This window comes from Allgaiera indica, from assembly GCF_900106675.1.
Lineage (GTDB): Bacteria > Pseudomonadota > Alphaproteobacteria > Rhodobacterales > Rhodobacteraceae > Acidimangrovimonas > Acidimangrovimonas indica.
Map to the genome: position 1 here is coordinate 58,025 of NZ_FNOB01000010.1, position 23,005 is coordinate 81,029.

Sequence of the window (23,005 nt, forward strand, 5' to 3'; positions counted from 1 at the left end):
CGCCAACCGCGAAGGGCGTCAGCCCTTCGCCCCCTGGCCGCGTGAATAGACATCCTCATAGCGGATGATGTCGTCCTCGCCCAGATAGCCGCCGGTCTGCACCTCGATCAGCACCATCGGCAGCTTGCCCGGATTCTCCATCCGGTGCCTCGCGCCCAGCGGGATGTAGACCGACTGGTTCTCGGTTACCAGCTTCACCTCGTCGTCGATCGTCACCTTCGCGGTGCCCTGCACGACGATCCAGTGCTCGGCCCGATGGTGGTGGCTTTGCAAGGATAGCGCCGCGCCCGGATGCACGACGATGCGCTTGACCTGAAAGCGCTCGCCGATCGCCAGGCTTTCGAACCAGCCCCAGGGGCGGTGATCCTTGGGAAAGCTCTCGGCCTGGGGTGCCGATTTCGCCTTCAGCGCGGCCACCGCCTGCTTCACGTCCTGCGCCCGCGACTTGTCGGCGATCAGCACCGCATCGGGCGTGGCCACCGCGACCACGTCGCGCAGACCGATCCCCACCAGTTCCAGCCCCTCGGCCTCGGAGCGCAGCAGGCTGCCCTGGCAATCGATCGCGGTCACCGGGCCGGCGGCGGCATTGCCGGCAGCGTCGGGGCCCATCTCGTCGCGCACCGCGGCCCAGTCGCCCAGATCCGACCAGCCGCCGCCATAGGGCACAGCCGTCAGGTTCGAGGCCCGCTCCATGATCGCGAAATCGACCGAGATCTCCTCGGCCTCGGCCCAGGGGCCGGGATCGAGGCGCAGGAAATCCAGATCGGATTGCGCACCTTCGACGGCGGCGCGCACCGGGCCCAGAATGGCCGGCGCATGGGCCTCGAAGGCCGCGATCATGGTCTTGGCGGAAAACAGGAAGATCCCCGCGTTCCACAGGAAATTGCCTGCCGCCAGCATCTCGGCGGCACGCGCGGCCTGGGGTTTCTCGACAAAGCGGATCAGGGCCACGGGATCGGTACCGCCGCCGGGCTGCGCTGCCAGTTCCAGCCAGCCATAGCCGGTTTCCGCCCGCGTGGGACGAATGCCGAAGGTCACGATCTGACCGGCGCGCGCGGCGTCCGCCCCGGCCTCGACCGCGGCGCGGAAACCCGCCGGGTCGGTGATCACATGGTCGGCCGGTGCGATCAGCATCAGCGCCTCGGGGTCGGTGGCCGCCAGATGCAGCGCGGCGGCCAGCACGGCGGGCGCGGTGTTGCGCGCCTCGGGTTCGATCAGGATGGCGCCGGGGCGGATGTCCAGCGCCGCCAGCTGTTCGGTGACGATGAAGCGAAAATCCGATCCCGTCACCACCACCGGCGCGGAAAATCCCGGCCCCGAAAGGCGCCGAGCGGCAGCCTGGAACAGGCTTTCCTCTCCCACCAGCGGCACGAATTGCTTGGGATAGCTCTTGCGCGACAGCGGCCAAAGCCGCGTGCCCGCGCCGCCGCACATCAGAACCGGGGAAATCGTCATCGCGGAACTATCCTTCTGCCCTGCCGGGTTTTCGCAATCTGCCGGGCACCATACCCGACCGCGCCCCCGAGGCAAGCGTTCAGCCGCCGGTGATCCGCAGCCGCCCGTCGGGGCGGGCCGCGATCTCGGGGTTGGCGCGGATGTGGCGCACCAGCACCTCGCGGTAGACGAGGCCGCTATTCTGGGATGGCAGGGCACGCAGATCGTAGCCGGGCAGATCCCCCTCAACCCCGCCCGCGATCGGCAACCCGTTCCAGCGCTCGCCGAAGCTGCCCAGCGCCAGATAGGTGGTCATGGCGATGCGAAACGGCCGGTCGGCGACCTTGGCGACGGGCTGACCGAACAGCGCGATCTCCTCGGGCGTGGCCTTGGCGGCCGCGGCGCCGGTGTCGATGCGGTAGCGCAGCCCCGACGAGGTATGCAGAAAGCCCCGCGCGATGAAGCCCGCCGTGTCGATCCCCGTCTCGTCGGGCCGCAACAGGCGGCGCGCGTTCGAGCGCAGGATCTCGGCGATCTGTGTACCGGTCGCGGTCAGGATGAAGACCTCGTCGGAATAGGGCATGACGTCGAACCACTGCCCGAAGGTCACATTGCCCCGCGCCACCCCCGCAAGGATCGAGCCACCGTTCAGCAGCGCCAGATCCGGCGCCCCGCCGGGCAGATCCGCCAGTTCCGCGACCAGCGCGTCGTTCATGTAGTTGGCCAGCGCGCATTCGCCCCGATAGCGGCTGTCGCGGGTGGCGTTCCAATCGAGGCCATCGTCCGGCGCATGACCGACCGGCTGTTCCATCCGCTCGCGCACAAGCGCGATCATCGGCGCCAGATGGGCCCGCGCGAACGCGGCATCGCCGCCCCCCTGCCCCAGCGCGATCAGCCGCGCCTCGGGCGGTGCGCCGGGCGTCAGGGTGATTTCCCCCAGAAAGCGACCGTTGGCCTCGGCCTGGGCGATCAGGATGCCGCGCCGCAGGTTCTGCGCCTCGACCCCGGTTTCGTTCAACCGGGTATGGGTATGGGCGCCGACGATCACACAGGGCACATCGACCAGCCCCGCCGCGGTGTCGGCAAGGGCGAAATCGGCCTCTCCGATGTCGCGCGCGACTACGGCCTTGCCCGAGGCATGGTTGCCGCCGCCGTAGCCGCAATGCGACAGGATCACCACCACATCCGCCAGCGGCGCGACCAGCGGCAGGAGTTTCGCCAGAACCTCGACCGGGCTTGCCACCGCAAGCGTCGGATCCGAGGGCTGACCCACGCGCGTCTCGACCCTAGTGGTCAGGCCGATGATCGCGATCCGCAGTCCCTTCGCCTCGGCCAGCGCGGCGGCATGGAAATGCTGGCCCGGCACCAGATGGGCCGAGCCGTGTACATTGGCCGACAGCACCGGGAAATCGGCATCCGCCACGATCCCGCGCACCAGCTGCGCCGCGCCGCGGTCGAATTCGTGATTGCCGATCGCCGCCGCATCGCAGCCCGCCGCCGACAGCGCCCGGTAGCCGGGATCGAGGGTGAAATCCTCTGCCCCCCAGCCCAGAAGCTCGTCGAAGATCGAGCCGGTATGATCGTCGCCCGCGGACAGGAACAGCACCGCCTCGTCAGGGGCCGCCTCGGCCCGGGCGCGGGCGACGTGGCCGGCGATCTCGGCCATGCGCTGGGGGCCCTCGGGCAGATCGGCCAGATGGTTGTGCAGATCGTTCACATGCAGCAGGCGCAGCCGCCGGGCCACCGGCCGCCGGGCGCCGGGCATGTCATCGGGCGTCGCGGTCAGCAATTCGGCGGGGGCCGGGGCCAGCGGGTCGGCATCGATCAGCCACAGCGCATCGAGACCGCCGCGCGGGTTGGGCGCGGCACGACGGATGCGGGCGCCCCGGCCCTGCGGGTCCAGGCGGATCTGCACGGGGGTGGCTGGCATCGGATCAGACCTTCGCGGCGGTGACTTCGACCTCGACCTTGAACTCGGGCCGGGTGAAGCCCGAGACGATCACCAGGGTCGAGGCCGGCGGCACCGGCACCCCGGCCAGCCAGGCGTCGCGCGCCGCCATGTAGCCCGCCATATGGGCGCGGTCGGTGACGAACGCGTTGATACGGATCACGTCGGCGGGCCCCATGCCGGCCTCGGCCAGGATCGCGGCGATATTGGCGAAGCATTGATCGGTCTGGCCGCGCGCATCCTGGGCCACGCTGTCGTCGGGGCGCACGCCAAGCTGCCCCGAGGTCACGACCAGCCGCGCGCCGGCGGGCACCTCTATCCCGTGGGAATAGCGGGCGAAGGGGCGGCGGATCGTGTCAGGCGAGAGCGGGGTCATGAACTATCCTTTCGCGGGCAGAATCGGCGCGCAGGGACCCTGCCGCGTGTGACGCGCGCGCACAATCGCTTAACCGGACTGGCGGGTGCTGGGGCGCCTGACTGGGCAAAGTGGCCGATTCCAGGCCAAAAAAACAGCAAATGATGGACTCAGGCCACAAGTTTGCTCAAGATTCTGTCACGATCGCCGTGGGAAGCTTACCCCGGACCAAGAGCCTGCCAAGGACCACGAAGGAGGTTTCCTGATGAAGATGATGCACGCGGCCCTGACCGGAGCGGTCGTAAGCCTGGCCCTGGGCGCCGGCCCGGCCCTGGCGCTGGACAAGGTGACGTTCGGCACCAACTGGCTGCCCGAAGCCGAACACGGCGGCTATTACCAGGCGGTGGCCGACGGCACCTACAAGAAATGCGGACTGGACGTGACCATCGTGCCGGGCGGTCCGCAGGTGAACAACAAGGCCATGATGATGGCCGGCAAGCTGACCTTCAACATGGACGGCAACTTCCTGTCGCCGTTCCAGGCCGCCAAGCAGGGCATTCCGCTGGTCGTAGTCGCGGCCGATTTCCAGAAGGATCCGCAGATCCTGATGACCCATCCGGGCCGCGTGAAGGATTTCAAGGAAATCGGCGACCTGCCGAAGATCTTCATCGGCAACAACGGCTATCAGACCTTCTACCAATGGCTGATCACCGCCAGGCATTTCAAGGCCAGCAACCGCGTGCCCTATACCTTCAATTCGGGCCCGTTCATCGCCGACAAGGACAGCGCGCAGCAAGGCTATGTCACGTCCGAACCCTTCGCCGTGGAAACCCAGGGCCATTTCAAGCCCGATGTCTGGCTGCTGGCCGATCACGGCTGGAACACGCCCTCGACCCTGATCGAGACGATGCAGAGCACGCTCCAGGAGCATCCCGAATGGGTGAAATGCTTCGTCGAGGGCTCGGCCGTCGGCTGGGCGAACTACCTGTATGGCGATCCCTCGAAGGGCAACGCCGCGATCCTGAAGGCCAATGCCGAAATGAGCCAGGCGCAGCTGGATTTCTCGGTCAAGGCGATGAAGGAGCACGGCATCGTGGATTCCGGCCTTTCGCTGACCAAGGGCATCGGCGCGATGAGCGGCGAGACGATCCACAGCTTCTATGACAAGATGGTCAAGGCCGGCGTGGTCGAAAAGGGTCTGGATATCGACAAGATCTACACCCTGAAGTACGCCAACACCGGCGCCTCGCTACCGGTGAAGAAGAAACTTCTGGGGCAGTAGATGACCTTGCAGGAAACCGGCGTGGCGGCGGGGGCCGCCGCCGCGCAGCCGGCGCCGCTGTTGTCGCTTGACGGCGTCTCGAAAGTGTTCAACGGCGATCTGGTGGCGCTGAAGGGGATGTCGCTTGATGTGTTTCAGGGCGATTTCATCTCGCTTCTGGGGCCGTCGGGCTGCGGCAAGTCCACCGCGCTGCGGCTGATCGCCGGGCTCAGCCACCCGACCTCGGGGCGGATCAACTGGGCCGGCGGGCAGGATGCGGGCGATCTGGGGGTGGTGTTCCAGGAACCCACGCTGATGCCCTGGGCCACGGTGGCGCAGAATGTCTGGCTGCCCTGGCGTCTGCGCGGCAAGTCCTTCGCCGCGATGAAGGGCCGGATCGATGAGGCGCTGGCCCTGGTCGGGCTGGAGAAATTCGCCGCCAGCTACCCGCGCGAATTGTCGGGCGGGATGAAGATGCGGGTCTCGATCGCGCGTGCGCTGGTGACCAACCCGCGGCTGATCCTGATGGACGAACCCTTCGCCGCGCTGGATGAGATCACCCGCCACAAGCTGAACAACGACCTTCTGGCGCTGCGCGCCAAGATCGGCTGCACGATCGTCTTCGTCACCCATTCGGTGTTTGAATCGGTATTCCTGTCGTCGCGGATCGTGGTGATGGCCGCGCGCCCGGGCCGGGTGATCCACGAGGTCGCCGTAGTCGCCCCCTATCCGCGCGGCGAGGATTTCCGCACCTCGGCCGATTACGCCGCCCATTGCCGCGCCGCCAGCGCCGCGCTTCACGACGCGATCGGAGACTGACATGGCGATTGCCGACACTGCCGCCGCCGCCCCGGTCCTTGACGAGGAAGAAGCCCGCCGCGCCCGCGCCCGCCGCCGCGAACGGCTGGGCCGCTGGCTGATGCCGCTGATCGTGCTGGTCATGATGATCTTCCTGTGGGACCGGATCTGCGTTTGGAACAACATCCCGCATTACATCCTGCCACGTCCGGGGCTGGTGGCCGAAACCCTGTGGGTTGACCGGGTGATCCTGTTCAAGGCGCTGCTGATCACGCTGCGCACCACCTTCCTGGCGCTGCTGGTCGCGGTGATCGGCGGCGTGGGCCTTGCGGTGCTGTTCACGCAAAGCAAGTTCTTCGAGATGTCCTTCTACCCCTATGCGGTGATCTTGCAGGTGACCCCGATCGTCGCCATCGCGCCGCTGATCTTCATCTACATCCAGTCCAAGCTGATCGGCATGCTGCTTTGCGCCTGGATCGTGGCGTTCTTTCCGGTGCTGTCGAACACCACGCTGGGGCTGAAATCGGCCGACCACAACCTGCGTGACCTGTTCTCGATCTACGGCGCCACCCGCTGGCAGCGGCTGCGCTACCTGCAGCTGCCCGCCGCGCTGCCCTATTTCCTGGGCGGGCTGCGCATCGCCGGGGGGCTTGCGCTGATCGGGGCGGTGGTCGCGGAATATGTGGCCGGCACCGGGGGCGTGGGGTCGGGCCTTGCCTTCACCATCCTCGAAAGCTCTTACCGGCTGAACATCCCCCGCGTCTTCGCCGCGCTGATCCTGATCGCGGCGATGGGGGTGGTGATCTTCATGGCGCTGTCGCTGCTCAGCCATCTGTTGCTGCGCAAGTGGCACGAAAGCGCGATCAAACGGGAGAGTTGATGGATTTTCGCGTTCTGCCCAGCGGCGCCTTTGTCCTTCGCAACCTGACCACCCCGGCCTGCCTTCTTGGCCAACCCGGCGATCTGATCCCCCTCGATCTGTGCATCGAGGGCGGCCAGATCGCCGCGCCGCGCCCCGGGTTGCCCGAGGTGGACATGAAGGGGGCGATGGTGTTTCCGGCCTTCATCGACATGCATACGCATCTCGACAAGGGGCATATCTGGCCACGCGCGGCGAATCCCGACGGCAGCTTCATGGGCGCGCTGACCACCGTGGGCGCCGACCGCGCCGCGCATTGGTCGCCCGAAGACGTGCGCGCGCGGATGGATTTCGCCCTACGCTCGGCCTACGCGCATGGGACGCGGGCGATCCGCACGCATCTGGACAGCCTGCCGCCGCAGGACGCGATCTCCTTCCCCGTCTTCCGCGAGATGCGGCAGGATTGGCGCGGCCGGATCGAATTGCAGGCCTCCTGCCTGGTTGGGATCGACAACGTTTCGGGCAACGGGCCCTACGCGAAGACCGCCGACATCGTGGCGGCATCGGGCGGCGTATTGGGCTGCGTCACCTATCCGGTGGCGGATCTGCGCGTGCGGCTTCTGGATTTCTTCCGCCTGGCGGCGGAGCGCGGGCTGGCGGCCGATTTCCACGTCGACGAGACCGGCGATGCCTCGGTCGCGACGCTGCGGGTGATCGCCGAACTGGTGCTGGAAACCGGCTTCGACGCGCCGGTCACGGTTGGGCATTGCTGCTCACTCGCCGTGCAGCCCGAGGCCGAGGCCTTCGCAACGCTCGATCTTGTGGCGAAGGCCGGGCTGAACGTGGTCAGCCTGCCGATGTGCAACATGTATCTGCAAGATCGCAGTCCGGGCCGCACCCCACGCTGGCGCGGCGTCACGCTGGTGCACGAGATGCGCGCGCGCGGCATCAACGTCAGCTTCGCCTCCGACAACACGCGCGATCCGTTCTATGCCTATGGCGATCTGGACATGATCGAAGTGATGCGAGAAGCCACCCGCATCGCCCATCTCGACCATTCCCGGGCGGATTGGGTTCAGGCCTTCCTGACCAATCCCGCCAGGGCCTGCGGGTTCGAGGCGCCCAGCCTGGCGCCGGGCGCGCCCGCCGATCTGGTGATCAGCCGGGCGCGGGGCTGGACCGAGCTGTTCGCGCGGCCCCAGTCCGACCGCATCGTGTTGCGCGGCGGCCGCCAGATCGACCGCACCCTGCCCGATTACGCCGAACTCGATCATCTGATGAGGCAAGCATGACCCCCAACGTCGCCGCCGCCAAGGCCGCCCTGTCGCATATCGAGCAAGACGAAAGCCCCAGCGCGATCCGATCCAAAAGCCGCGATTTCTTCTGGTATTCGCCGCTCTTGAAGAAATGGCTTGATCATGTCAGCGCCGATTTCGTCGTCTGCCCGGCGTCCGAGGCCGAGGTGATCGAGATCCTCAAGACCTGCTATGCCCATGACGTGCCGGTCACCGTGCGCGGCGCCGGCACCGGCAATTACGGCCAGTCGATGCCGCTGGCGGGCGGCTGCGTGATCCACATGAAGAACTTTGCGAAGGTCAAGGAGATCCACCCCGGAAGGGTGATCGCGGAACCCGGCTGCATCATCCGCGATCTCGACCGCGAGACGAAGCAGAAATGCGGGCAGGAACTGCGCATGACCCCCTCGACCGCCGCGACCGCCACGATCGGCGGCTTCGTCGCCGGCGGCTCGGGCGGGGTGGGATCGGTCACCTGGGGCGCGCTGCGCGATCTGGGCAACATCATCCGCCTGCGCGTGATCACCATGGAGGCAGACCCCCGCATCCTGGAATTCCGCGGCGAGGAACTGGCCCGCGTTTCCCACGCCTACGGCACCAACGGCATCATCACCGAACTCGAGATGCCCCTGGCCCCGGCCTATGACTGGATCGACCTCTTCGTCTGCTTCAAGAATTTCCCCGACGCCGCGCGCTACGCCTGCGACCTGGCGAACGAGGACGGCATCCTGATCAAGCTTGCCTCGGTCTACGAGGCGCCGATGGCGCATGACTACTTCCAGCGGGTGAAGCCACATGTGACGCCCGAAGACACGTTGGTCGGGCTGATGGTCGCGCCCCATGCGATGGACGCCTTCCTTACCTTCACCACGCGCTGGCCGGGGGCGACGGTGCTGTATCGTTCGGACGACAACGACTGGCCCCGCGATCCCGGCCCGGTCTTTGAGTTCGGCTGGAACCACACCACGCTGCGGGCGCTCAAGTTCCGGCCGGAGATCACCTATCTGCAGGTGCGCTATTCCTACCCGAACCATCTGGATCTGATCGAGAAGGTCCGCGCCACCTTCGGCGCCGAGGTGCTGCAGCACCTGGAAGTCATGCGCGAGAACGGCAAGGTGATGTGCGCCGGGCTGCCGCTGGTGAGCTACACCACCGACGCGCGGCTGGAAGAGATCGTGCTGATGCACGAGGAGATGGGCTGCATGATCTTCAACCCGCACCGCTACACGCTGGAGGAAGGCGGCCGCCAGATGCACGACCAGCGGCAACTGGATTTCAAGCGCGAGGCCGATCCGAAGGGCCTGCTGAACCCCGGCAAGATGATCGCCTGGGATCGGACGGACTGGGATTACGCGAAACCCTATGCCTATCCCGGAATGAAGGCCGCCGAATGAGCCGCGCCCTGGTCCTTTACGCCCATCCGGTACCGGACAGCTTCAACGCCGCCGTCCACGAGACGGTGGTGACGACACTGAAGGCCTCGGGCTGGGAGGTGGACGATTTCGACCTTTACGCCGAAGGCTTCGATCCGGTCCTGTCGCGTGCCGAGCGCGAGGGCTATCACGACGTCGACACCAACGTGCGGCCCGTCGCCCGGCAGGTTGAACGGCTCTTGGCGGCACAGGCGCTGGTGCTGGTGTTTCCGGTCTGGAACATGGGTTATCCGGCGATCCTGAAGGGCTATTTCGATCGTGTCTTCCTGCCCGGCGTGTCCTTCGTGATGCGCGACGGTGTCGTGCACCCGAACCTGACCCATATCCGCAAGGTGGCGGCCTGCGTCACCTATGGCGGCGCGCGGCTGCGCACCATGCTGGCCGGTGACCCGCCGCGCAAGGTGGTCACCCGCACCCTGCGCTACACCACCCAGGCCAGGCGCCTGCGCTATCTGGCGCTTTACGACATGAACCGCGCCACCGACGCCCGCCGCGCGGCCCATCTGGCCCGTGTCGCCCGCGCGATGGAAGGGCTCTGACGATGCGTGCGCTGATCGTCTATTGCCATCCGCGCGAAGACAGCTTCACCGCCGCCGTGCGCAACACCGTGACTGCCCGGCTGGCGGCGGCCGGGGCCGAGTTCCGGCTGCTCGACCTTTACGCGCGGGGCTTCGATCCGGTGATGGACGCCGCCGAACATGGCGCCTATCTCGACGCCCCCGCGAACCGCGCGCCGGTGGCCGCGGATGTCGAGGCGCTGCTTTGGGCCGATACGCTGATCTTCATCTATCCGACCTGGTGGTATGGGCTGCCGGCGATGCTGAAGGGTTGGCTGGACCGGGTTCTGTTGCCGGACGTGGCCTTCCTGATGCCGGGCCCGGGGCAGCAAGGGATCCGCCCGGGGCTGACCCGGATCACCCGGCTGGGGGTGTTCACCACCTGCGGGGCCAGCCGCTGGCTGACCTGGTTCATCGGCGCACCGGGCAAGCGCACCCTGATGCGCGGGGTGGCGCTGATCTGCGCGCCGCACCCGCGCCGGACCTTCGCCGCGCACTACCTGATGGATGCCTCCACCGCCGCCAGCCGCGCCCGCCACCTGGCGCGCGTGGGCCGCAAGATGGACCGCCTGATCGCCGCCCGCCCCGGGGCCCGCCCCCGCCGCGACGCGCCCCCAGCCCCGGAGACACCATGAGACGCCTCGACTGGGCCCAGTACCGCACCACCGAATTCGCCGCGATGGATCCCGCCGCCACCATCGCCATCCTGCCCACCTGCGCGATCGAGCAACACGGCCCGCACCTGCCCACCGGCACCGACACCATGATCGCCGAGGGCATGCTGGCCGAACTGCGCGCCACCTGCCCCGACGATCTGAACATCCTGATCCTGCCGGTGCAGGCGGTGGGCAAGTCGAACGAACATGTCCACGCGCCCGGCACCCTGACGCTGAGCGCGCAGACCGCGCTGGCCGCCTGGACCGAAATCGGCCTTTCCGTCGCCCGCGCCGGGATCCGCAAGCTGGTGATCGTGAACAGCCACGGCGGCAACCTGGACCTGGTGTCGATCCTGTCGCGCGAATTGCGCGTCCGCGCCGGGATGCTGGCTGTGAAATGCCAGTGGGGCGGGTTCGCGAAGCCCGAGGGCATGTTTTCCGAGCAAGAGCGCCGCTTCGGCATCCATGCGGGCGATTACGAGACCTCGCTGATGCTCGCCTTCCGCCCCGAGACGGTGGACATGCGCCAGGCGCGGGATTTCCGATCCAGCGCCGAAACCGCCCCGATCCCGCCGACCGGGCCCTTGTCCTACGGTTGGGTCTCGTCCGACCTGAACCCCGAGGGCGCTGTGGGAGAGGCGCATCTGGCCACCGCCGAAAAGGGCCGCGCCACCTGTGCCGTTCAGGTTGCGGGCTTCATCGAGATGCTGCGCGAGGTCCGCGATCTGCCGCTAAACGGTTTTGCCCCGACGCTGCCGGGATAAGGCGGGCCGGTGAAGACGGGCGACAGGTGTCGCCGCCTGTCACGAAGGCTCGCGAACCCGTCAGGAATGCCAGGCCGACTTATCGGAACCACCCGCGTTCCGAGCCGATTGGAACGGGGATTGCTTACGATCAGGCCATCGCCGCGCGGATTTCGTCCGCCGAAGCGGGCCGGCGCCCGGCGCCCGCCAGCAGCGCCGCGACGGCCGAGACCAGATCGGCATTATCCGCCGCCAGCCGCCCGTCGGGCAGGAAAAGATTGTTCTCGAACCCTACCCGCACATGCCCGCCCAGAAAGGCCCCGGCGGTGACGCAGGCGGCCTCGTCCGGGCCGAAGGCGCAAGTGCTCCAATGCGCGAAACGCGGCATGTCCGGCGCCAGGAAAGGCAGCAAGTCGGCCGGGCACGAGCGCTGGTCCTTCGCATAGCGCCCCAACACATACAGCACCGGGATCGACGCCCACGGGATCAGGCCGCGCCGCTGCAGATCGGCCAGGGCGCGCGCGTCCGCGGCGTCGTAAAGGATGATCTGGGGCAGCACGCCTTCCCGCGCCATCCAGCCCAGCGTCTCGGCAAAGGCGCCCTCATGCGAGGGATCGGGGACGAATTCACGCAACGCAAGCGAGGCCGCCTCGGGCGCGCAGGCCCGCAGCACGGCGATCTGCTCGGCCGGCGTATAGCGGCCCACGGCCTCTGTCGTGATCTGGATCACCATGTCAGGCCCCACCGCGCGCCTTATCGCCGCGCTCAGGTCGCGGTATGCCTCGGCGTCCAGAAGGTGCCGCCCGGCGGCGTCGCGCAGATGCACATGGATCATTCCCGCCCCCGCCGCGCGGCATTCGGCGGCGGCATGGGTGATCTCCCCCGCCGTCATCGGCAGCGCGGGATGGTCGGCCTTGCCGCGCCGGGCGCCATTGGGCGCGACTGCGACGGCAACAGGCGGCAGGGCGCGGCAAAACGTGGCCCCCAGGTGACCGGCGCCGGGAATGGGATGGGAACGGGGGCCAGGTTGCGATGGCATCGGCAGGACCTCCATGGATATGCCATATGTATCATTTAGTATAGTTATGCAACATATGTTGCAATCCCTGAAACGTGAGCCTAGAGTGAACGGATGGACTCCGCCCCGCTTTCCGCCACGATCATCAAGGCCTTCGACAGCCTTCCCGCGCAGTTGAAGCTGGCGGCGCGATATGTGCTGGACCACCCGCATGACGTGGCGCTTTTGTCGATGCGCGAACAGGCCCGGCGGGCCAATGTGACACCGGCCACGATGACCCGGCTGGCACAGCAATTGGGGCTGGAAGGCTATGACGCGCTCAAGTCCGCCTATGCCGAGGCGGTGCGCGATGGCGCCATAAGCTTCACCCGGCGGGCGGGCGCCCAGGTCGAGCATCAGAAGCTGAAGGGCGACAGCGCGCTGGCGGCCGAACTGCTGGGGTCCGGCGCGCAGCACATCGCGCAGATGACGACACCCGAAACCTTCGCGCGGCTGGCGGCGGCGGCGCGCGATCTTGGCGCGGCGCGGCGGATCTATTGCCTCGGGCTGCGTTCCAGCCACGCGGTGGCCTGGCATTTCGCCTATATCCTGTCGCTCTTCAGCGAAAGCGGCGTGCTGTTGGACGGGATGGGCGGCACCAGCATCGACCGCATCCGCCATGCCACGTCGCAGGACGCGCTGGTCGCGGTCAGTGTGGCGCCCTACACCCGCGCGACGCTGGAGATCGCCGAATATGCCGCCGCGCGCGATGTGCCGTTGATCGCGGTGACCGACAGCGAAGTCTCGCCGCTGGCGCAGATCGCGCGCCACAAGCTGATCGTGCCGATCGAAAGCCCCTCTTTCTTCCACACCATGGCCCCGGCGTTCACCCTGGCCGAGACCCTGGCTGTGCTGGTCGCCGGCCGCGGCGGCGAGGCCGCGCTGGAGGCCCTGCGAAAGACCGACGCGCAGATGGCCGAATTCAACACCCATTCCCACCAGTTCCCGAGGTTCTCGCCGTCATGACCCGTCTGCTGCACCGCCAGACCGCCTCTGCCCTTCCCGTCGCCGTAGGGGGCGAGGGGATCGAACTGATCGACAAGACCGGCAAGCGCTATATCGACGCCTCGGGCGGTGCCGCGGTTTCGTGCCTGGGGCATGGCCATCCCGATGTGCGGGCCGCGCTGCATCGTCAGCTTGACCAGATCGCCTATGCCCATACCGGCTTTTTCACCACCGACGCCGCCGAGGCGCTGGCCGAACGCCTGATCAACGACGCCCCCGAGGGCCTGTCGCATGTCTATCTGGTGTCGGGCGGTTCCGAGGCGGTGGAGGCGGCGCTGAAGATGGCGCGGCAGTATTTCGTGGAAAAGGGAGAGCCGCAGCGCCGCCACATCATCGCCCGGCGCCAAAGCTACCACGGCAACACCTTGGGCGCGCTGGCGGCGGGCGGCAACGAATGGCGCCGCCGGCAGTTCCAGCCCCTGCTGATCGAAACCCACCATGTCGATCCCTGCTTCGCCTATCGCCACCAGGGCCCGACCGAAAGCGATGCCGATTACGCCGCCCGCGCCGCCCGGTCGCTGGAGGACAAGGTGGCGGAACTGGGGGGCGAGAACGTCATCGCCTTCGTGGCTGAAACCGTCGTCGGCGCGACCGCGGGCGCGGTGCCCCCCGTCGCGGATTACTTCAAGCGCATCCGCGAGATCTGCGACCGTCACGGCATCCTTCTGATCCTGGACGAGGTGATGTGCGGCATGGGGCGTACCGGCACCCTGCACGCGGTGGAACAGGAAGGCATCCGCCCCGATCTGATGACCGTGGCCAAGGGCCTGGGCGGCGGCTATCAGCCGATCGGCGCGGTGCTGCTGGGGGGCCATATCCATGACGCTTTCGCCCAGGGCTCGGGCTTCTTCCAGCACGGCCATACCTATATGGGCCATCCGATGGCGGCGGCAGCGGCGCTGGCGGTGCAGCAGGTGATCGCGCGCGACAACCTGCTGGCCAATGTCCGCGCCATGGGCACCGTGCTGCACGACCGGCTGACGGCGCAATTCGGCAATCACCCCAATGTCGGCGACATCCGCGGCCGCGGCCTGTTCCGGGCGATCGAACTGGTCGCCGACCGCGGCACCAAGGCGCCCTTCGACCCGACGCTGAAGCTGAACGCTCGGATCAAGAAGGCCGCCATGGCCGAAGGGCTGATGGTCTATCCGATGGGCGGCACGATCGACGGGGCGCGGGGCGACCACGTCCTGCTGGCGCCGCCGTTCATCGTTACCGAAGACCAGGTCGGCACCATCGTCGACCGCCTGGCCCGCGCCGTCGAGGCCGGGCTGCAAGAGATCGCGGCCATGCCGTGAGGAAATGACCGGCGCCGAAGTGATCGGCACCGGCGAAACCGGCCCCGGGGGACAATCCGGGCGTCAAACGTGCCCCCCGGGCGGGGCGATACCAGACGGGAGTAAGTAAATGTCCAACACCTTGAAAACCCTCTTCTCGGCGGCGCTGGTCGCCGGCGGGCTGCAGGCCGCGCCGGCCTCGGCGGCCGATCAGTTCATCACCATCGGCACCGGCGGCGTGACCGGCGTCTATTATGCCGTCGGCGGCGCGATCTGCCGGCTGATGAACAAGTCACGCGCCGAAACCGGCATTCGCTGCTCGACCGAATCCACCGGCGGATCGGTCTTCAACGTGAACGCGATCCATACCGGCGATCTGGATTTCGGCATGGCCCAGTCGGACGTGCAGTACCAGGGCTACAACGGCACCGGCCATTTCAAGGGCAGGAAGGTCGGGGAACTGCGCGCCGTCTTCTCGGTCCACCCCGAGCCCTTCACCGTGCTCGCCCGCCCCGACGAGGGCATCAAGACCTTCGCCGATTTCAAGGGCAAGCGCTTCAACATCGGCAACCCGGGTTCGGGCACGCGCTCGTCGATGGAAGAGCTGCTCAAGCAGATGGGCTGGAGCGACAAGTCGTTCTCGCTGGCGGCCGAACTGAAGGCCGATGAGCAGGGCTCGGCGCTTTGCGACAACAAGATCGACGGCTTCTTCTACGGCGTCGGCCATCCTTCGGCCGCGATTCAGGACCCGACCACCCAGTGCGGCGCCAAGCTGATCCCGCTGACCGGGCCGGCGGTGGATGCGCTGGTCAAGGAGCATCCCTATTATTCCTACGCCACGATCCCGGGCGGCATGTACAACGCCAACCCGAACCCGACCAAGACCTTCGGCGTGCGCGCCACGCTGGTCACCTCGGCCAAGACGCCGGACAAGGTGGTCTATGCCCTCGTGAAAGCGGTCTTCGACAATTTCGACGAGTTCAAGAAACTGCACCCCGCCTTCGCCCATCTCGACCCGAAAGAGATGATCTCGAAGGGCCTGTCGGCGCCGCTGCATCCGGGCGCGGTGAAATACTACAAGGAGCGCGGCTGGATGTAAGCCACGCCACAGGGGAAGGCGTTTCACCGGCGCCTTCCGCCCACTCTGCCCCGCGGCCCCGCGCCGCGGCGGCAGTTTTCCTTTTTGAACAGACCCAAAATGAAAACAAAGGGACAGGAGAACCCCCATGCGCCAGGCTGACGACGCCCACAGCCATGTCGATGTCGACGCGCTCAACGAGATGGTCGCCGAAGCCGATACCGGCGGGCGCAAACCCGCAGGAGCCACGGGCAAGCTGATCGTCGCGGTCGCGCTGGCCTGGTCGGTCTTTCAGATCTGGTATGCCTCGCCGATCCCCTATGCGATCGGCTGGGGGGTAATCAGCGACGGCATCGCGCGCTCGATCCACCTGGCTTTCGCGCTGTTCCTGTGCATGCTGACCTTCCCCGCCTTCAAGCGTTCGCCGCGCGACCGCGTGCCCTATTCGGACTGGGCGCTGGCGGTGGCCGGCGCGGCCTCGACGCTGTATCTGGTGGTGTTCTACGAGCAGATCGCCCAGCGCCCCGGCCTGCCGACCACCGCCGATATCGTGGTCAGCGTGATCGGCGTGCTGATCTTGCTGGAAGCCGCGCGCCGCGCCGTGGGCCCCGCGATCACCGTGATCTCCGTGGTCATGCTGGCCTATATCTTCCTGGGCCCCTACATGCCGGGGCTCCTGGCGCACAAGGCCTCGTCGCTGTCGCGGGTGGCCTCGCAGATGTGGCTGACCTCGGAAGGCGTCTTCGGCGTCGCGCTGGGGGTGTCGACCAACGTGGTCTTCATGTTCGTGCTGTTCGGCACGCTACTGGAGCGCGCGGGCGCCGGCGGCTATTTCATCCAGCTGGCCTTTTCGCTGCTGGGCAAGTACCGCGGCGGGCCGGCCAAGGCGGGGGTCGTGGCCTCGGGGCTGACGGGGATGATCTCGGGCTCGTCGATCGCCAATGTGGTGACCACCGGCACCTTCACCATCCCGCTGATGAAGAAGGTGGGCTATCCGCCCGTCAAGGCCGGCGCGATCGAATGCGCGGCCGGGGTGAACGGACAGATCATGCCGCCGGTGATGGGCGCCGCGGCCTTCCTGATCGCGGAATATGTCGGCATCTCCTATGCCGAGGTCGTCAAGCACGCCTTCTTTCCGGCGCTGCTGACCTATGGCTCGCTGTTCTATATCGTCGATATCGAGGCCATGAAGATGGGCCTGACCGGCCTGCCCTCGCGGCAGCGCGCGGCGCGTCTGCAGGGGCTGGCACGCGGGCTGATGGGGGTGTCGGGCTTCGTCGTGCTGTGCGGGCTGGTCTATTACGGCATCGGCTGGACCAAGGATGTCTTCGGCCCCGCCGCCACCTGGATCGTGCTGGCGGCGCTGGTCGCCACCTATATCGGGCTGGTGAAATACCGCGCCGGCCACCCCGACCTGCAGTTGGAAGATATCGACAAGGCCTTCTCCGAGGTGCCGCATTTCGGCGAGACCGCGCGCACCGGCCTGCATTTCATCCTGCCGGTGGTGCTGCTGATCTGGTGTTTGATGGTCGAGCAGCTTTCGCCCGGCCTGTCGGCCTTCTACGGCGTCGTCGCGCTGATGGCGCTGATCGTCACCCAGCGCCCGCTGACCGCCTTTTTCCGGCGCGAAAGCGCGCTTGGACATCATTGGACGACCGGCGGCCGCGAACTGCTTGACGGCCTGTCGGCGGCGGCGCGCAACATGACCTCGGTCGGCATCGCCACCGCCACCGCGGGCATCATCGTTGGCACCGTGCTGCTGACCGGCGTGGGCCTGGTGATGACCGAGATCGTCGAGTTCATCTCGGGCGGGCATCTGATCATCATCCTGCTGTTCACCGCCTTCATCTGCATCATCCTGGGGATGGGAATGCCGACCACGGCGTCCTACGTCGTCGTCGCCACCCTGATGGCGCCGGTGATCGTGAACCTGGCGGCGCAGAACGATCTGGCCGTGTCGCTGGTCGCGGTGCATCTGTTCGTCTTCTACTTCGGGCTGATGGCCGATGTGACGCCGCCGGTGGGCCTTGCGGCCTATGCGGCGGCGGCGATCTCCGGGGCGGATCCGGTGAAGACCGGCTTTCAGGGCTTCAAATACGAGATCCGCACTGCCCTGCTGCCCTTCATCTTCATCTTCAACGGCGGCGTCCTGATGATCGGCATCAGCGGGCCGGTGGAATTCGTGATCATCGTGGTAACCTCGGTGCTGGCGATGCTGGCCTTCGTGGCGGCCACCCAGGGCTGGTTCCTGATCCGCAACCGCTGGTGGGAGACGCTGGCGCTGCTGCTGGTGTGCTTCACGCTGTTCCGGCCCGATTACTGGCTGGATCAGTTCTATGCGCCCTTCGTGCGCGAACCGGCGGCCAAGCTGGTGCAGGCCGTCGATGCCACCCCGGCGGGACGGCCGATCCACCTGCTGGTCAAGTCGCTCGACTACAAGGGCGACGAGGTCGAGAAACTGGTGCGCATCAACCTGGCCGAGGGCAAGAGCGCGCTGGACCGGCTGCGCGAGGGCGGTCTGCGGGTGAACGTGCTGGGCGATCAGGTCAGCATCGGTGCCGTCCGGCTGGGCAGCCAGGCCGGCAAGTTCGGCCTGCAGTTCGGCGATCAGATCACCGGCATCAAGGTGCCCGCGACACGGCCTTCGCGCTATTGGTTCACGCTGCCGGCCTTCTTGCTTCTGGGGCTGATCTTCTGGCTGCAACGTCGCAGGCGCGCCCTCGGCGGTGGCGGCGCGCATGGCCCCCGCACGACGGCCGCCACCGCCTGAACCCAACGCCGGCGGGGGACCGACCGCCCCCGCCGGCGCACCTGCCGCCCCCCAGGAATGGCGCTGTTGCCGAACGGGCAACAATCGCGGCGCCAAGGCGGCCCTCGCCAGCGATTTTGGAGCGGGTCGCATCAATGACCCGGAGTTTCCCGCATCGCGTCACGACTTCGCCGCAATGCACGCTGATCTTGAAGCGGAAAGATACGCCGGACCGCATGAGGGGCCGCGCAGGAAAGGAGACGCCGGATGAAGACCGAACGCCGCTGGATGAAGTGGGTGCTGGACGAAACCGCCAAGGATCAGCCGGCGATGCCCTGGCAACGCGGCCAGCGCAGCAAGCCCGAGACGCTTCGGCAGATGCCGGTGGCCGAACCCGCGCAGGCCTTCGCCGCCGAATAGGCCGCATGCCGCAACGGCCGGGGCCGCGTGTGCGCGAACGGCCCGTCGCCCGCGATCGAGACCACCAAGGCCGGGTTGCGCCCGGCCTTTTGCGTCGCCTACCCCCGCTGCGTCGCCGCCGAATCAAGACCTGATAGAGGCCCAAGCCCACGGCACGGCGTCCGAAGCCACTGTGCCATCAGTTGGCCCCCGACCAGGCGTCACTCCGGAAACAATCACGGAGAATTTTTAAAATTGTCACTAAGCAATTGCCAAATAAGAAAAAGTTTTGACAACCCTATGGCGGCGCGGCATCATTACGCTGTCGCGGTTGAAGATTGCGAAACAGTCACGGTCCTACAGCGTGCCCGGGGTCGTCAGCGAACAGCTGCCCCCCCCCGTCGCTCCTCTGGCGACGGGACCGGCCGCTCTGCCCCTCGCCTGACCGCCAATCTCCCTGTCTCCGGACATCCCCTATATCCCGAACAGGCGGCTTCTGGACGCATCAAACGGCCCATAAATCGGCCCATGTCGGAATGCGGCCGTGCGAAAGCCTCTTGCGGGCTTGCACCGATCGGGCTGCGGCGGGTCAGGCGCTGCGGTTGAGACGTTCCTCGAGCACGTCGAAGGGCACGCCGGGCGCGTCCTTGGCGCAGCGGATCACCAGGCTGGTCTTGACCGAGGCCACGTTCTCGGCCGCGGTCAACCCCTCGGTCAGGAAGGTCTGGAAACTGGACAGATCGGGCGCCACGCATTTCAGGATGAAGTCGATCTCGCCGTTCAGCATGTGGCATTCGCGGACCAACGGCCAGTCACGGCAGCGCTTCTCGAAAGCGGAAAGATCGACCTCGGCCTGGGAATGCAACCGCACCATCGCGAACACCTGCACCTCGAAGCCCAGTTCGCGCGGGTCGATGTCGGCATGGTAGCCGCGGATATAGCCGGCCTCCTCAAGGGTACGGACGCGGCGCAGGCAGGGCGGGGCCGAGATCCCCACCCGTCGGGCAAGCTCGACATTCGTCATCCGCCCATCCTCTTGCAATTGCGCGAGAATGTTGCGATCGATCTGGTCAAGCTTCATGCCGGGCATCGGGGATCCTCTCATCAGCGCGTCGGAACTTACGAAATAGCCCGAATTTGCGCAATAATATTTCGCGACTGCGCAAGATTTCTTTGCATGAAGCGGATAATCCCTCACTCGTCCGGACGCAAGCACTTGCGGACCATCCCCGGGGATATCCCGGTCGACGACGGGATCATCGCGCCCCGGCCCAGATTGAACCCGCCGCGCCATGGCTCTAAACTTCGCCCGGCGAAGGTGGGAGACCCCATGAACGACACCCCGATCAGCTTCAAGGCGATGTGCGCGCGGTTCGACGTGACGCCCCGCACCCTGCGCTACTACGAATATATCGAACTGCTCCAACCCATGCGCGAAGGCCGGGCACGGTTCTACACCGCGCGCGAGGTCGCCCGGATGACGCTGATCATGCGCGGCCGCCGCTTCGGCTTTTCGCTGGAAGAATTGCGCCAGTGGCTGGAGATGTACGACAAGCAGGGCACCGTCCCGCAATTCGAGACCTTCGTGAAGATGGCCGATCGCCAGCTTGTCGCGCTCAAGCGCCAGCGCGAGGAACTGGACGCCACCATCGCCGAGTTGCTTGCCCTGCGCGACGAGACCGCGCGGCTTGCCGCCGAAGCCCGCGGCAACGGCGACGATGCCGGCACGGCGGAAGGCGGCTGACGCGCGACCATCCATCGCCGTGACGTCACGTTATGTTGACGTTCGCGTAAACTCGTCTTGTAAGCTATCGCTCTAGATTGCATCTCAGAGGCCGGCGCTGGCCGGCGGACCGAGAGATGAAGCGATGATACCTGATGAACTGATGACGATACGCGAGATGTGCGACATGTTCGAAGTGACGCCCCGCACGCTTCGCTTTTACGAATCGAAGGAGTTGCTGTTCCCGATCCGCGAGGGACAGAAGCGGCTGTTCACACGGCGCGACCGGGGCCGGCTGAAACTGATCCTGCGCGGCAAGCGCTTTGGCTTCAGCCTAGAGGATATCCGCCAGCTTCTGGACATGTACGACCGCGAGGGTAGCCATACAAAGCAGCTTGCCCGCACGGTCGAGAAGGCGCGCGAGCGTCTCGACCAGATGGAACGGCAGCGCGCCGAACTGGGCGAGGCGATCGACGAGTTGAAAGAGCAATTGGCGCATGCCGAAGGGCAGCTGACGCACCGCCGTCAGTCCAGCGCCGCGCGTTAGGAAAGGAAGACCGAATGCCCGCCTACACGGCCCCCACCAAGGACATGCAATTCGTACTGCACGAGGTGCTGAAGGTCACCGAAAGCGGCGTGAAGGGCTATGACGAGATCGACCGCGATTTCACCTCGGCGGTGCTGGAAGAGGCCGGCAAGCTGGCCTCCGAGGTGCTGGCACCGCTGAACCTTTCCGGCGACCGGGAAGGCTGCCGGCTGGAGAACGGCATGGTAAGCACGCCCAAGGGCTTCAAGGCGGCGTTCGAGGCGCTGAAGGAAGGCGGCTGGAACGGGCTTGACCTGCCCGAGGAATTCGGCGGCCAGGGTCTGCCCTATGTGATGGGCAGCGCGGTGGGCGAGATCATGGTTTCGGCCAACATGGCGTTCAACATGTACCAGGGGCTGACCCATGGCGCGATCGGCGCAATCCTGGCCCATGCCTCGCAGGAGTTGAAGGAAACCTACCTGCCCAAGATGGTGTCGATGGACTGGACCGGCACCATGAACCTGACCGAACCCCACTGCGGCACCGATCTGGGCCTGATCCGCACCAAGGCCGAGCCGCAGGACGACGGCTCTTACCTGATCACGGGGCAGAAGATCTTCATCTCGGCGGGTGATCACGACTTGGCCGAGAACGTCATCCACCTGGTCCTGGCCAAGGCCCCGGGCGGCGGCGAGGGTACCCGCGGCATCAGCCTGTTCATCGTGCCGAAGTTCCTGGTGAAAGAGGACGGCAGCCTGGGCGCGCGCAATGGCGTCTCGGTCGGCAATATCGAAGAGAAGATGGGCATCCACGCCAACGCGACCTGCGTGATGAACTACGACGGCGCCCGGGGCTTCCTTGTGGGTGAGCTGCACAAGGGCATGCGCAACATGTTCACGATGATGAACGAGGCGCGTCTGGGCGTTGGCCTGCAGGGCTATGCGGTGGCCGAGGCCGCCTATCAGAACGCCGTCGCCTATGCCAAGGACCGCCTGCAGGGCCGCGACGTGACCGGGACGCGGAACCCCGGCGGCGGCGCCGATCCGATCATCGTGCACCCGGATGTGCGCCGCATGCTGATGGATCAGAAAAGCTTCATCGAGGGCGCGCGCGCCTTCACCTTCTGGGGGGCGCATCTGATCGACCGGGCGCATCGCGAAGGGGATGCCGAGGCCGAGGGGCTGATTTCGCTGATGACGCCGGTGATCAAGGGCTTCCAGACCGACAAGGGTTTCGAGAGCGCGGTGCAGGCCCAGCAGGTCTATGGCGGGCATGGCTATATCGAGGAACAGGGCATGTCGCAATTCACCCGCGACGCCCGCATCGCGATGATCTACGAGGGCGCGAACGGCATCCAGGCGCTCGATCTGGTCGGCCGCAAGCTGGCCCAGGACGGTGGCAAGCATGTGATGGCCTTCTTCGAGATGGTGAAGGCCGAATGCAAGGCGCATAACGGCGACGACCGGATGAAAGCCTTCGTCGAGCCGCTGAAAACGGCCTCGAAACAGTTGCAGCAGGCGGGGATGTTCTTCATGCAGAACGGTATGAAGAACCCCAACGCGGCGCTTGCGGGTTCTTACGACTTCATGCACCTGATGGGCCATGTCTGCCTAGGCCTGATGTGGACGCGGATGGCGAAGGCCGCCCATGACGCGCTGGACGCCGGCGCCGCCGATCCGGCCTTCTACGAGGCCAAGATCGCCACCGGACGCTACTATATGGCCCGCCAGCTTCCGGCCTGCGCGATGCATCTGGCGCGGATCGAAAGCGGCGCCGACCCTGTGATGGCGCTGGAGGAGGCTTCCTTCTAAGCTGGCCCCGCGCAGCCCAGGGGCCCCGCGCGGGGCCCCGC

The 23,005-nt window shown here is 66.7% G+C and carries 21 protein-coding genes; 16 read left to right on the forward strand and 5 right to left on the reverse strand.

Translation table 11 applies throughout. The annotated features are described in order from the left end of the window. Window positions 1–18 precede the first annotated feature (18 nt). The 3 genes from BLV97_RS10845 to BLV97_RS10855 all read right to left on the reverse strand — a co-directional run bounded on the left by BLV97_RS10845 (window position 19) and on the right by BLV97_RS10855 (window position 3,758). Window positions 19–1,455: a mannose-1-phosphate guanylyltransferase/mannose-6-phosphate isomerase gene (locus tag BLV97_RS10845; protein WP_035846156.1), complete on the reverse strand. Its 1,437-nt coding sequence runs from the start codon at window positions 1,453–1,455 to the stop codon at window positions 19–21. Window positions 1,456–1,534: 79 nt separating this feature from the next. Beyond that, window positions 1,535–3,364: a bifunctional metallophosphatase/5'-nucleotidase gene (locus tag BLV97_RS10850; protein ID WP_051646289.1), complete on the reverse strand. Its 1,830-nt coding sequence runs from the start codon at window positions 3,362–3,364 to the stop codon at window positions 1,535–1,537. A gap of 4 nt (window positions 3,365–3,368) precedes the next feature. Next, the gene (locus BLV97_RS10855) at window positions 3,369–3,758 is read right to left on the reverse strand and encodes a RidA family protein (RefSeq protein WP_035846154.1); all 390 of its coding nucleotides are present in this window, start codon (window positions 3,756–3,758) and stop codon (window positions 3,369–3,371) included. A gap of 244 nt (window positions 3,759–4,002) precedes the next feature. Here BLV97_RS10855 and BLV97_RS10860 point away from each other — a divergent pair, with 244 nt between their 5' ends. From BLV97_RS10860 to BLV97_RS10895, 8 genes are read left to right on the forward strand one after another with little or no spacing between them, the layout of a single operon-like run. Beyond that, window positions 4,003–5,019: an ABC transporter substrate-binding protein gene (locus BLV97_RS10860; protein WP_244521011.1), complete on the forward strand. Its 1,017-nt coding sequence runs from the start codon at window positions 4,003–4,005 to the stop codon at window positions 5,017–5,019. Continuing rightward, window positions 5,020–5,817 (forward strand): ABC transporter ATP-binding protein, encoded by a 798-nt coding sequence (locus BLV97_RS10865; protein ID WP_035846152.1) that lies wholly within the window; start codon window positions 5,020–5,022, stop codon window positions 5,815–5,817. A gap of 1 nt (window position 5,818) precedes the next feature. Continuing rightward, on the forward strand, window positions 5,819–6,676 hold the full coding sequence (locus BLV97_RS10870) for an ABC transporter permease (RefSeq protein WP_051646288.1): 858 nt from the start codon (window positions 5,819–5,821) through the stop codon (window positions 6,674–6,676). Next, window positions 6,676–7,947 carry a cytosine deaminase gene (locus tag BLV97_RS10875; RefSeq protein WP_035846150.1) on the forward strand — a complete coding sequence of 424 codons (1,272 nt, stop codon included), beginning with the start codon at window positions 6,676–6,678 and terminating at the stop codon, window positions 7,945–7,947. Before BLV97_RS10870 ends, BLV97_RS10875 begins: the two co-directional genes overlap by 1 nt. Then, on the forward strand, window positions 7,944–9,344 hold the full coding sequence (locus tag BLV97_RS10880; RefSeq protein WP_035846148.1) for an FAD-binding oxidoreductase: 1,401 nt from the start codon (window positions 7,944–7,946) through the stop codon (window positions 9,342–9,344). The genes BLV97_RS10875 and BLV97_RS10880 overlap by 4 nt, the downstream gene beginning before the upstream one ends. Continuing rightward, entirely contained in the window at window positions 9,341–9,922 is a 582-nt protein-coding gene (locus BLV97_RS10885; protein ID WP_035846146.1) for an NAD(P)H-dependent oxidoreductase, read from the forward strand. The genes BLV97_RS10880 and BLV97_RS10885 overlap by 4 nt, the downstream gene beginning before the upstream one ends. A gap of 2 nt (window positions 9,923–9,924) precedes the next feature. Next, entirely contained in the window at window positions 9,925–10,575 is a 651-nt protein-coding gene (locus BLV97_RS10890) for an NAD(P)H-dependent oxidoreductase (RefSeq protein ID WP_035846144.1), read from the forward strand. Then, window positions 10,572–11,360: a creatininase family protein gene (locus BLV97_RS10895; protein ID WP_035846142.1), complete on the forward strand. Its 789-nt coding sequence runs from the start codon at window positions 10,572–10,574 to the stop codon at window positions 11,358–11,360. Before BLV97_RS10890 ends, BLV97_RS10895 begins: the two co-directional genes overlap by 4 nt. Window positions 11,361–11,490: 130 nt before the next feature. Here the strand turns inward: BLV97_RS10895 and BLV97_RS10900 are convergent, their stop codons facing one another. Further along, window positions 11,491–12,378: a beta-keto acid cleavage family enzyme gene (locus BLV97_RS10900; RefSeq protein WP_081825188.1), complete on the reverse strand. Its 888-nt coding sequence runs from the start codon at window positions 12,376–12,378 to the stop codon at window positions 11,491–11,493. Between the two features lie 93 nt (window positions 12,379–12,471). On the opposite strand from BLV97_RS10900, the gene BLV97_RS10905 reads away from it, so the two are divergent. From BLV97_RS10905 to BLV97_RS21190, 5 genes are all read left to right on the forward strand, one after another. Further along, a complete protein-coding gene (locus BLV97_RS10905) occupies window positions 12,472–13,362 on the forward strand; it encodes a MurR/RpiR family transcriptional regulator (RefSeq protein ID WP_035846140.1) in 891 nt (296 codons plus the stop codon). After that, the gene (locus tag BLV97_RS10910; RefSeq protein ID WP_035846138.1) at window positions 13,359–14,699 is read left to right on the forward strand and encodes an aspartate aminotransferase family protein; all 1,341 of its coding nucleotides are present in this window, start codon (window positions 13,359–13,361) and stop codon (window positions 14,697–14,699) included. The genes BLV97_RS10905 and BLV97_RS10910 overlap by 4 nt, the downstream gene beginning before the upstream one ends. Before the next feature lie 109 nt (window positions 14,700–14,808). Next, the gene (locus tag BLV97_RS10915) at window positions 14,809–15,777 is read left to right on the forward strand and encodes a TAXI family TRAP transporter solute-binding subunit (RefSeq protein WP_035846136.1); all 969 of its coding nucleotides are present in this window, start codon (window positions 14,809–14,811) and stop codon (window positions 15,775–15,777) included. 127 nt (window positions 15,778–15,904) lie between these two features. Beyond that, window positions 15,905–18,526, forward strand: coding sequence for a TRAP transporter permease (locus BLV97_RS10920; RefSeq protein WP_051646287.1), 2,622 nt, complete (start codon window positions 15,905–15,907; stop codon window positions 18,524–18,526). 246 nt (window positions 18,527–18,772) lie between these two features. Then, window positions 18,773–18,925 carry a hypothetical protein gene (locus BLV97_RS21190; protein WP_160169200.1) on the forward strand — a complete coding sequence of 51 codons (153 nt, stop codon included), beginning with the start codon at window positions 18,773–18,775 and terminating at the stop codon, window positions 18,923–18,925. Between the two features lie 568 nt (window positions 18,926–19,493). On the opposite strand, the gene BLV97_RS10925 is transcribed toward BLV97_RS21190, so the two are convergent. Continuing rightward, a complete protein-coding gene (locus BLV97_RS10925; protein ID WP_035846134.1) occupies window positions 19,494–19,994 on the reverse strand; it encodes an Lrp/AsnC family transcriptional regulator in 501 nt (166 codons plus the stop codon). A 240-nt stretch (window positions 19,995–20,234) separates the two neighbouring features. Between BLV97_RS10925 and BLV97_RS10930 the strand changes: the two genes are divergently transcribed. The 3 genes from BLV97_RS10930 to BLV97_RS10940 all read left to right on the forward strand — a co-directional run bounded on the left by BLV97_RS10930 (window position 20,235) and on the right by BLV97_RS10940 (window position 22,964). Then, window positions 20,235–20,648 (forward strand): MerR family transcriptional regulator, encoded by a 414-nt coding sequence (locus BLV97_RS10930; protein ID WP_035846238.1) that lies wholly within the window; start codon window positions 20,235–20,237, stop codon window positions 20,646–20,648. 124 nt (window positions 20,649–20,772) lie between these two features. Further along, complete coding sequence (locus BLV97_RS10935; protein ID WP_035846132.1) at window positions 20,773–21,174, forward strand: MerR family transcriptional regulator; 402 nt, start codon at window positions 20,773–20,775, stop codon at window positions 21,172–21,174. A 14-nt stretch (window positions 21,175–21,188) separates the two neighbouring features. Beyond that, on the forward strand, window positions 21,189–22,964 hold the full coding sequence (locus tag BLV97_RS10940; protein ID WP_035846130.1) for an acyl-CoA dehydrogenase C-terminal domain-containing protein: 1,776 nt from the start codon (window positions 21,189–21,191) through the stop codon (window positions 22,962–22,964). Window positions 22,965–23,005 lie beyond the last annotated feature (41 nt).

What these genes read in the sequence shown, in the direction of transcription:
- BLV97_RS10865 (WP_035846152.1), top strand. Translation starts at nt 5,020, where the DNA reads ATGACCTTGCAGGAAACCGGCGTGGCGGCGGGGGCCGCCGCCGCGCAG.
- BLV97_RS10890 (WP_035846144.1), top strand. Translation starts at nt 9,925, where the DNA reads ATGCGTGCGCTGATCGTCTATTGCCATCCGCGCGAAGACAGCTTCACC.
- BLV97_RS10910 (WP_035846138.1), top strand. Translation starts at nt 13,359, where the DNA reads ATGACCCGTCTGCTGCACCGCCAGACCGCCTCTGCCCTTCCCGTCGCC.
- BLV97_RS21190 (WP_160169200.1), top strand. Translation starts at nt 18,773, where the DNA reads ATGAAGACCGAACGCCGCTGGATGAAGTGGGTGCTGGACGAAACCGCC.
- BLV97_RS10850 (WP_051646289.1), bottom strand. Translation starts at nt 3,364, where the DNA reads ATGCCAGCCACCCCCGTGCAGATCCGCCTGGACCCGCAGGGCCGGGGC.
- BLV97_RS10880 (WP_035846148.1), top strand. Translation starts at nt 7,944, where the DNA reads ATGACCCCCAACGTCGCCGCCGCCAAGGCCGCCCTGTCGCATATCGAG.
- BLV97_RS10915 (WP_035846136.1), top strand. Translation starts at nt 14,809, where the DNA reads ATGTCCAACACCTTGAAAACCCTCTTCTCGGCGGCGCTGGTCGCCGGC.
- BLV97_RS10925 (WP_035846134.1), bottom strand. Translation starts at nt 19,994, where the DNA reads ATGCCCGGCATGAAGCTTGACCAGATCGATCGCAACATTCTCGCGCAA.
- BLV97_RS10855 (WP_035846154.1), bottom strand. Translation starts at nt 3,758, where the DNA reads ATGACCCCGCTCTCGCCTGACACGATCCGCCGCCCCTTCGCCCGCTAT.
- BLV97_RS10920 (WP_051646287.1), top strand. Translation starts at nt 15,905, where the DNA reads ATGCGCCAGGCTGACGACGCCCACAGCCATGTCGATGTCGACGCGCTC.
- BLV97_RS10895 (WP_035846142.1), top strand. Translation starts at nt 10,572, where the DNA reads ATGAGACGCCTCGACTGGGCCCAGTACCGCACCACCGAATTCGCCGCG.
- BLV97_RS10885 (WP_035846146.1), top strand. Translation starts at nt 9,341, where the DNA reads ATGAGCCGCGCCCTGGTCCTTTACGCCCATCCGGTACCGGACAGCTTC.
- BLV97_RS10860 (WP_244521011.1), top strand. Translation starts at nt 4,003, where the DNA reads ATGAAGATGATGCACGCGGCCCTGACCGGAGCGGTCGTAAGCCTGGCC.
- BLV97_RS10930 (WP_035846238.1), top strand. Translation starts at nt 20,235, where the DNA reads ATGAACGACACCCCGATCAGCTTCAAGGCGATGTGCGCGCGGTTCGAC.
- BLV97_RS10875 (WP_035846150.1), top strand. Translation starts at nt 6,676, where the DNA reads ATGGATTTTCGCGTTCTGCCCAGCGGCGCCTTTGTCCTTCGCAACCTG.
- BLV97_RS10940 (WP_035846130.1), top strand. Translation starts at nt 21,189, where the DNA reads ATGCCCGCCTACACGGCCCCCACCAAGGACATGCAATTCGTACTGCAC.
- BLV97_RS10845 (WP_035846156.1), bottom strand. Translation starts at nt 1,455, where the DNA reads ATGACGATTTCCCCGGTTCTGATGTGCGGCGGCGCGGGCACGCGGCTT.
- BLV97_RS10935 (WP_035846132.1), top strand. Translation starts at nt 20,773, where the DNA reads ATGATACCTGATGAACTGATGACGATACGCGAGATGTGCGACATGTTC.
- BLV97_RS10870 (WP_051646288.1), top strand. Translation starts at nt 5,819, where the DNA reads ATGGCGATTGCCGACACTGCCGCCGCCGCCCCGGTCCTTGACGAGGAA.
- BLV97_RS10900 (WP_081825188.1), bottom strand. Translation starts at nt 12,378, where the DNA reads ATGCCATCGCAACCTGGCCCCCGTTCCCATCCCATTCCCGGCGCCGGT.
- BLV97_RS10905 (WP_035846140.1), top strand. Translation starts at nt 12,472, where the DNA reads ATGGACTCCGCCCCGCTTTCCGCCACGATCATCAAGGCCTTCGACAGC.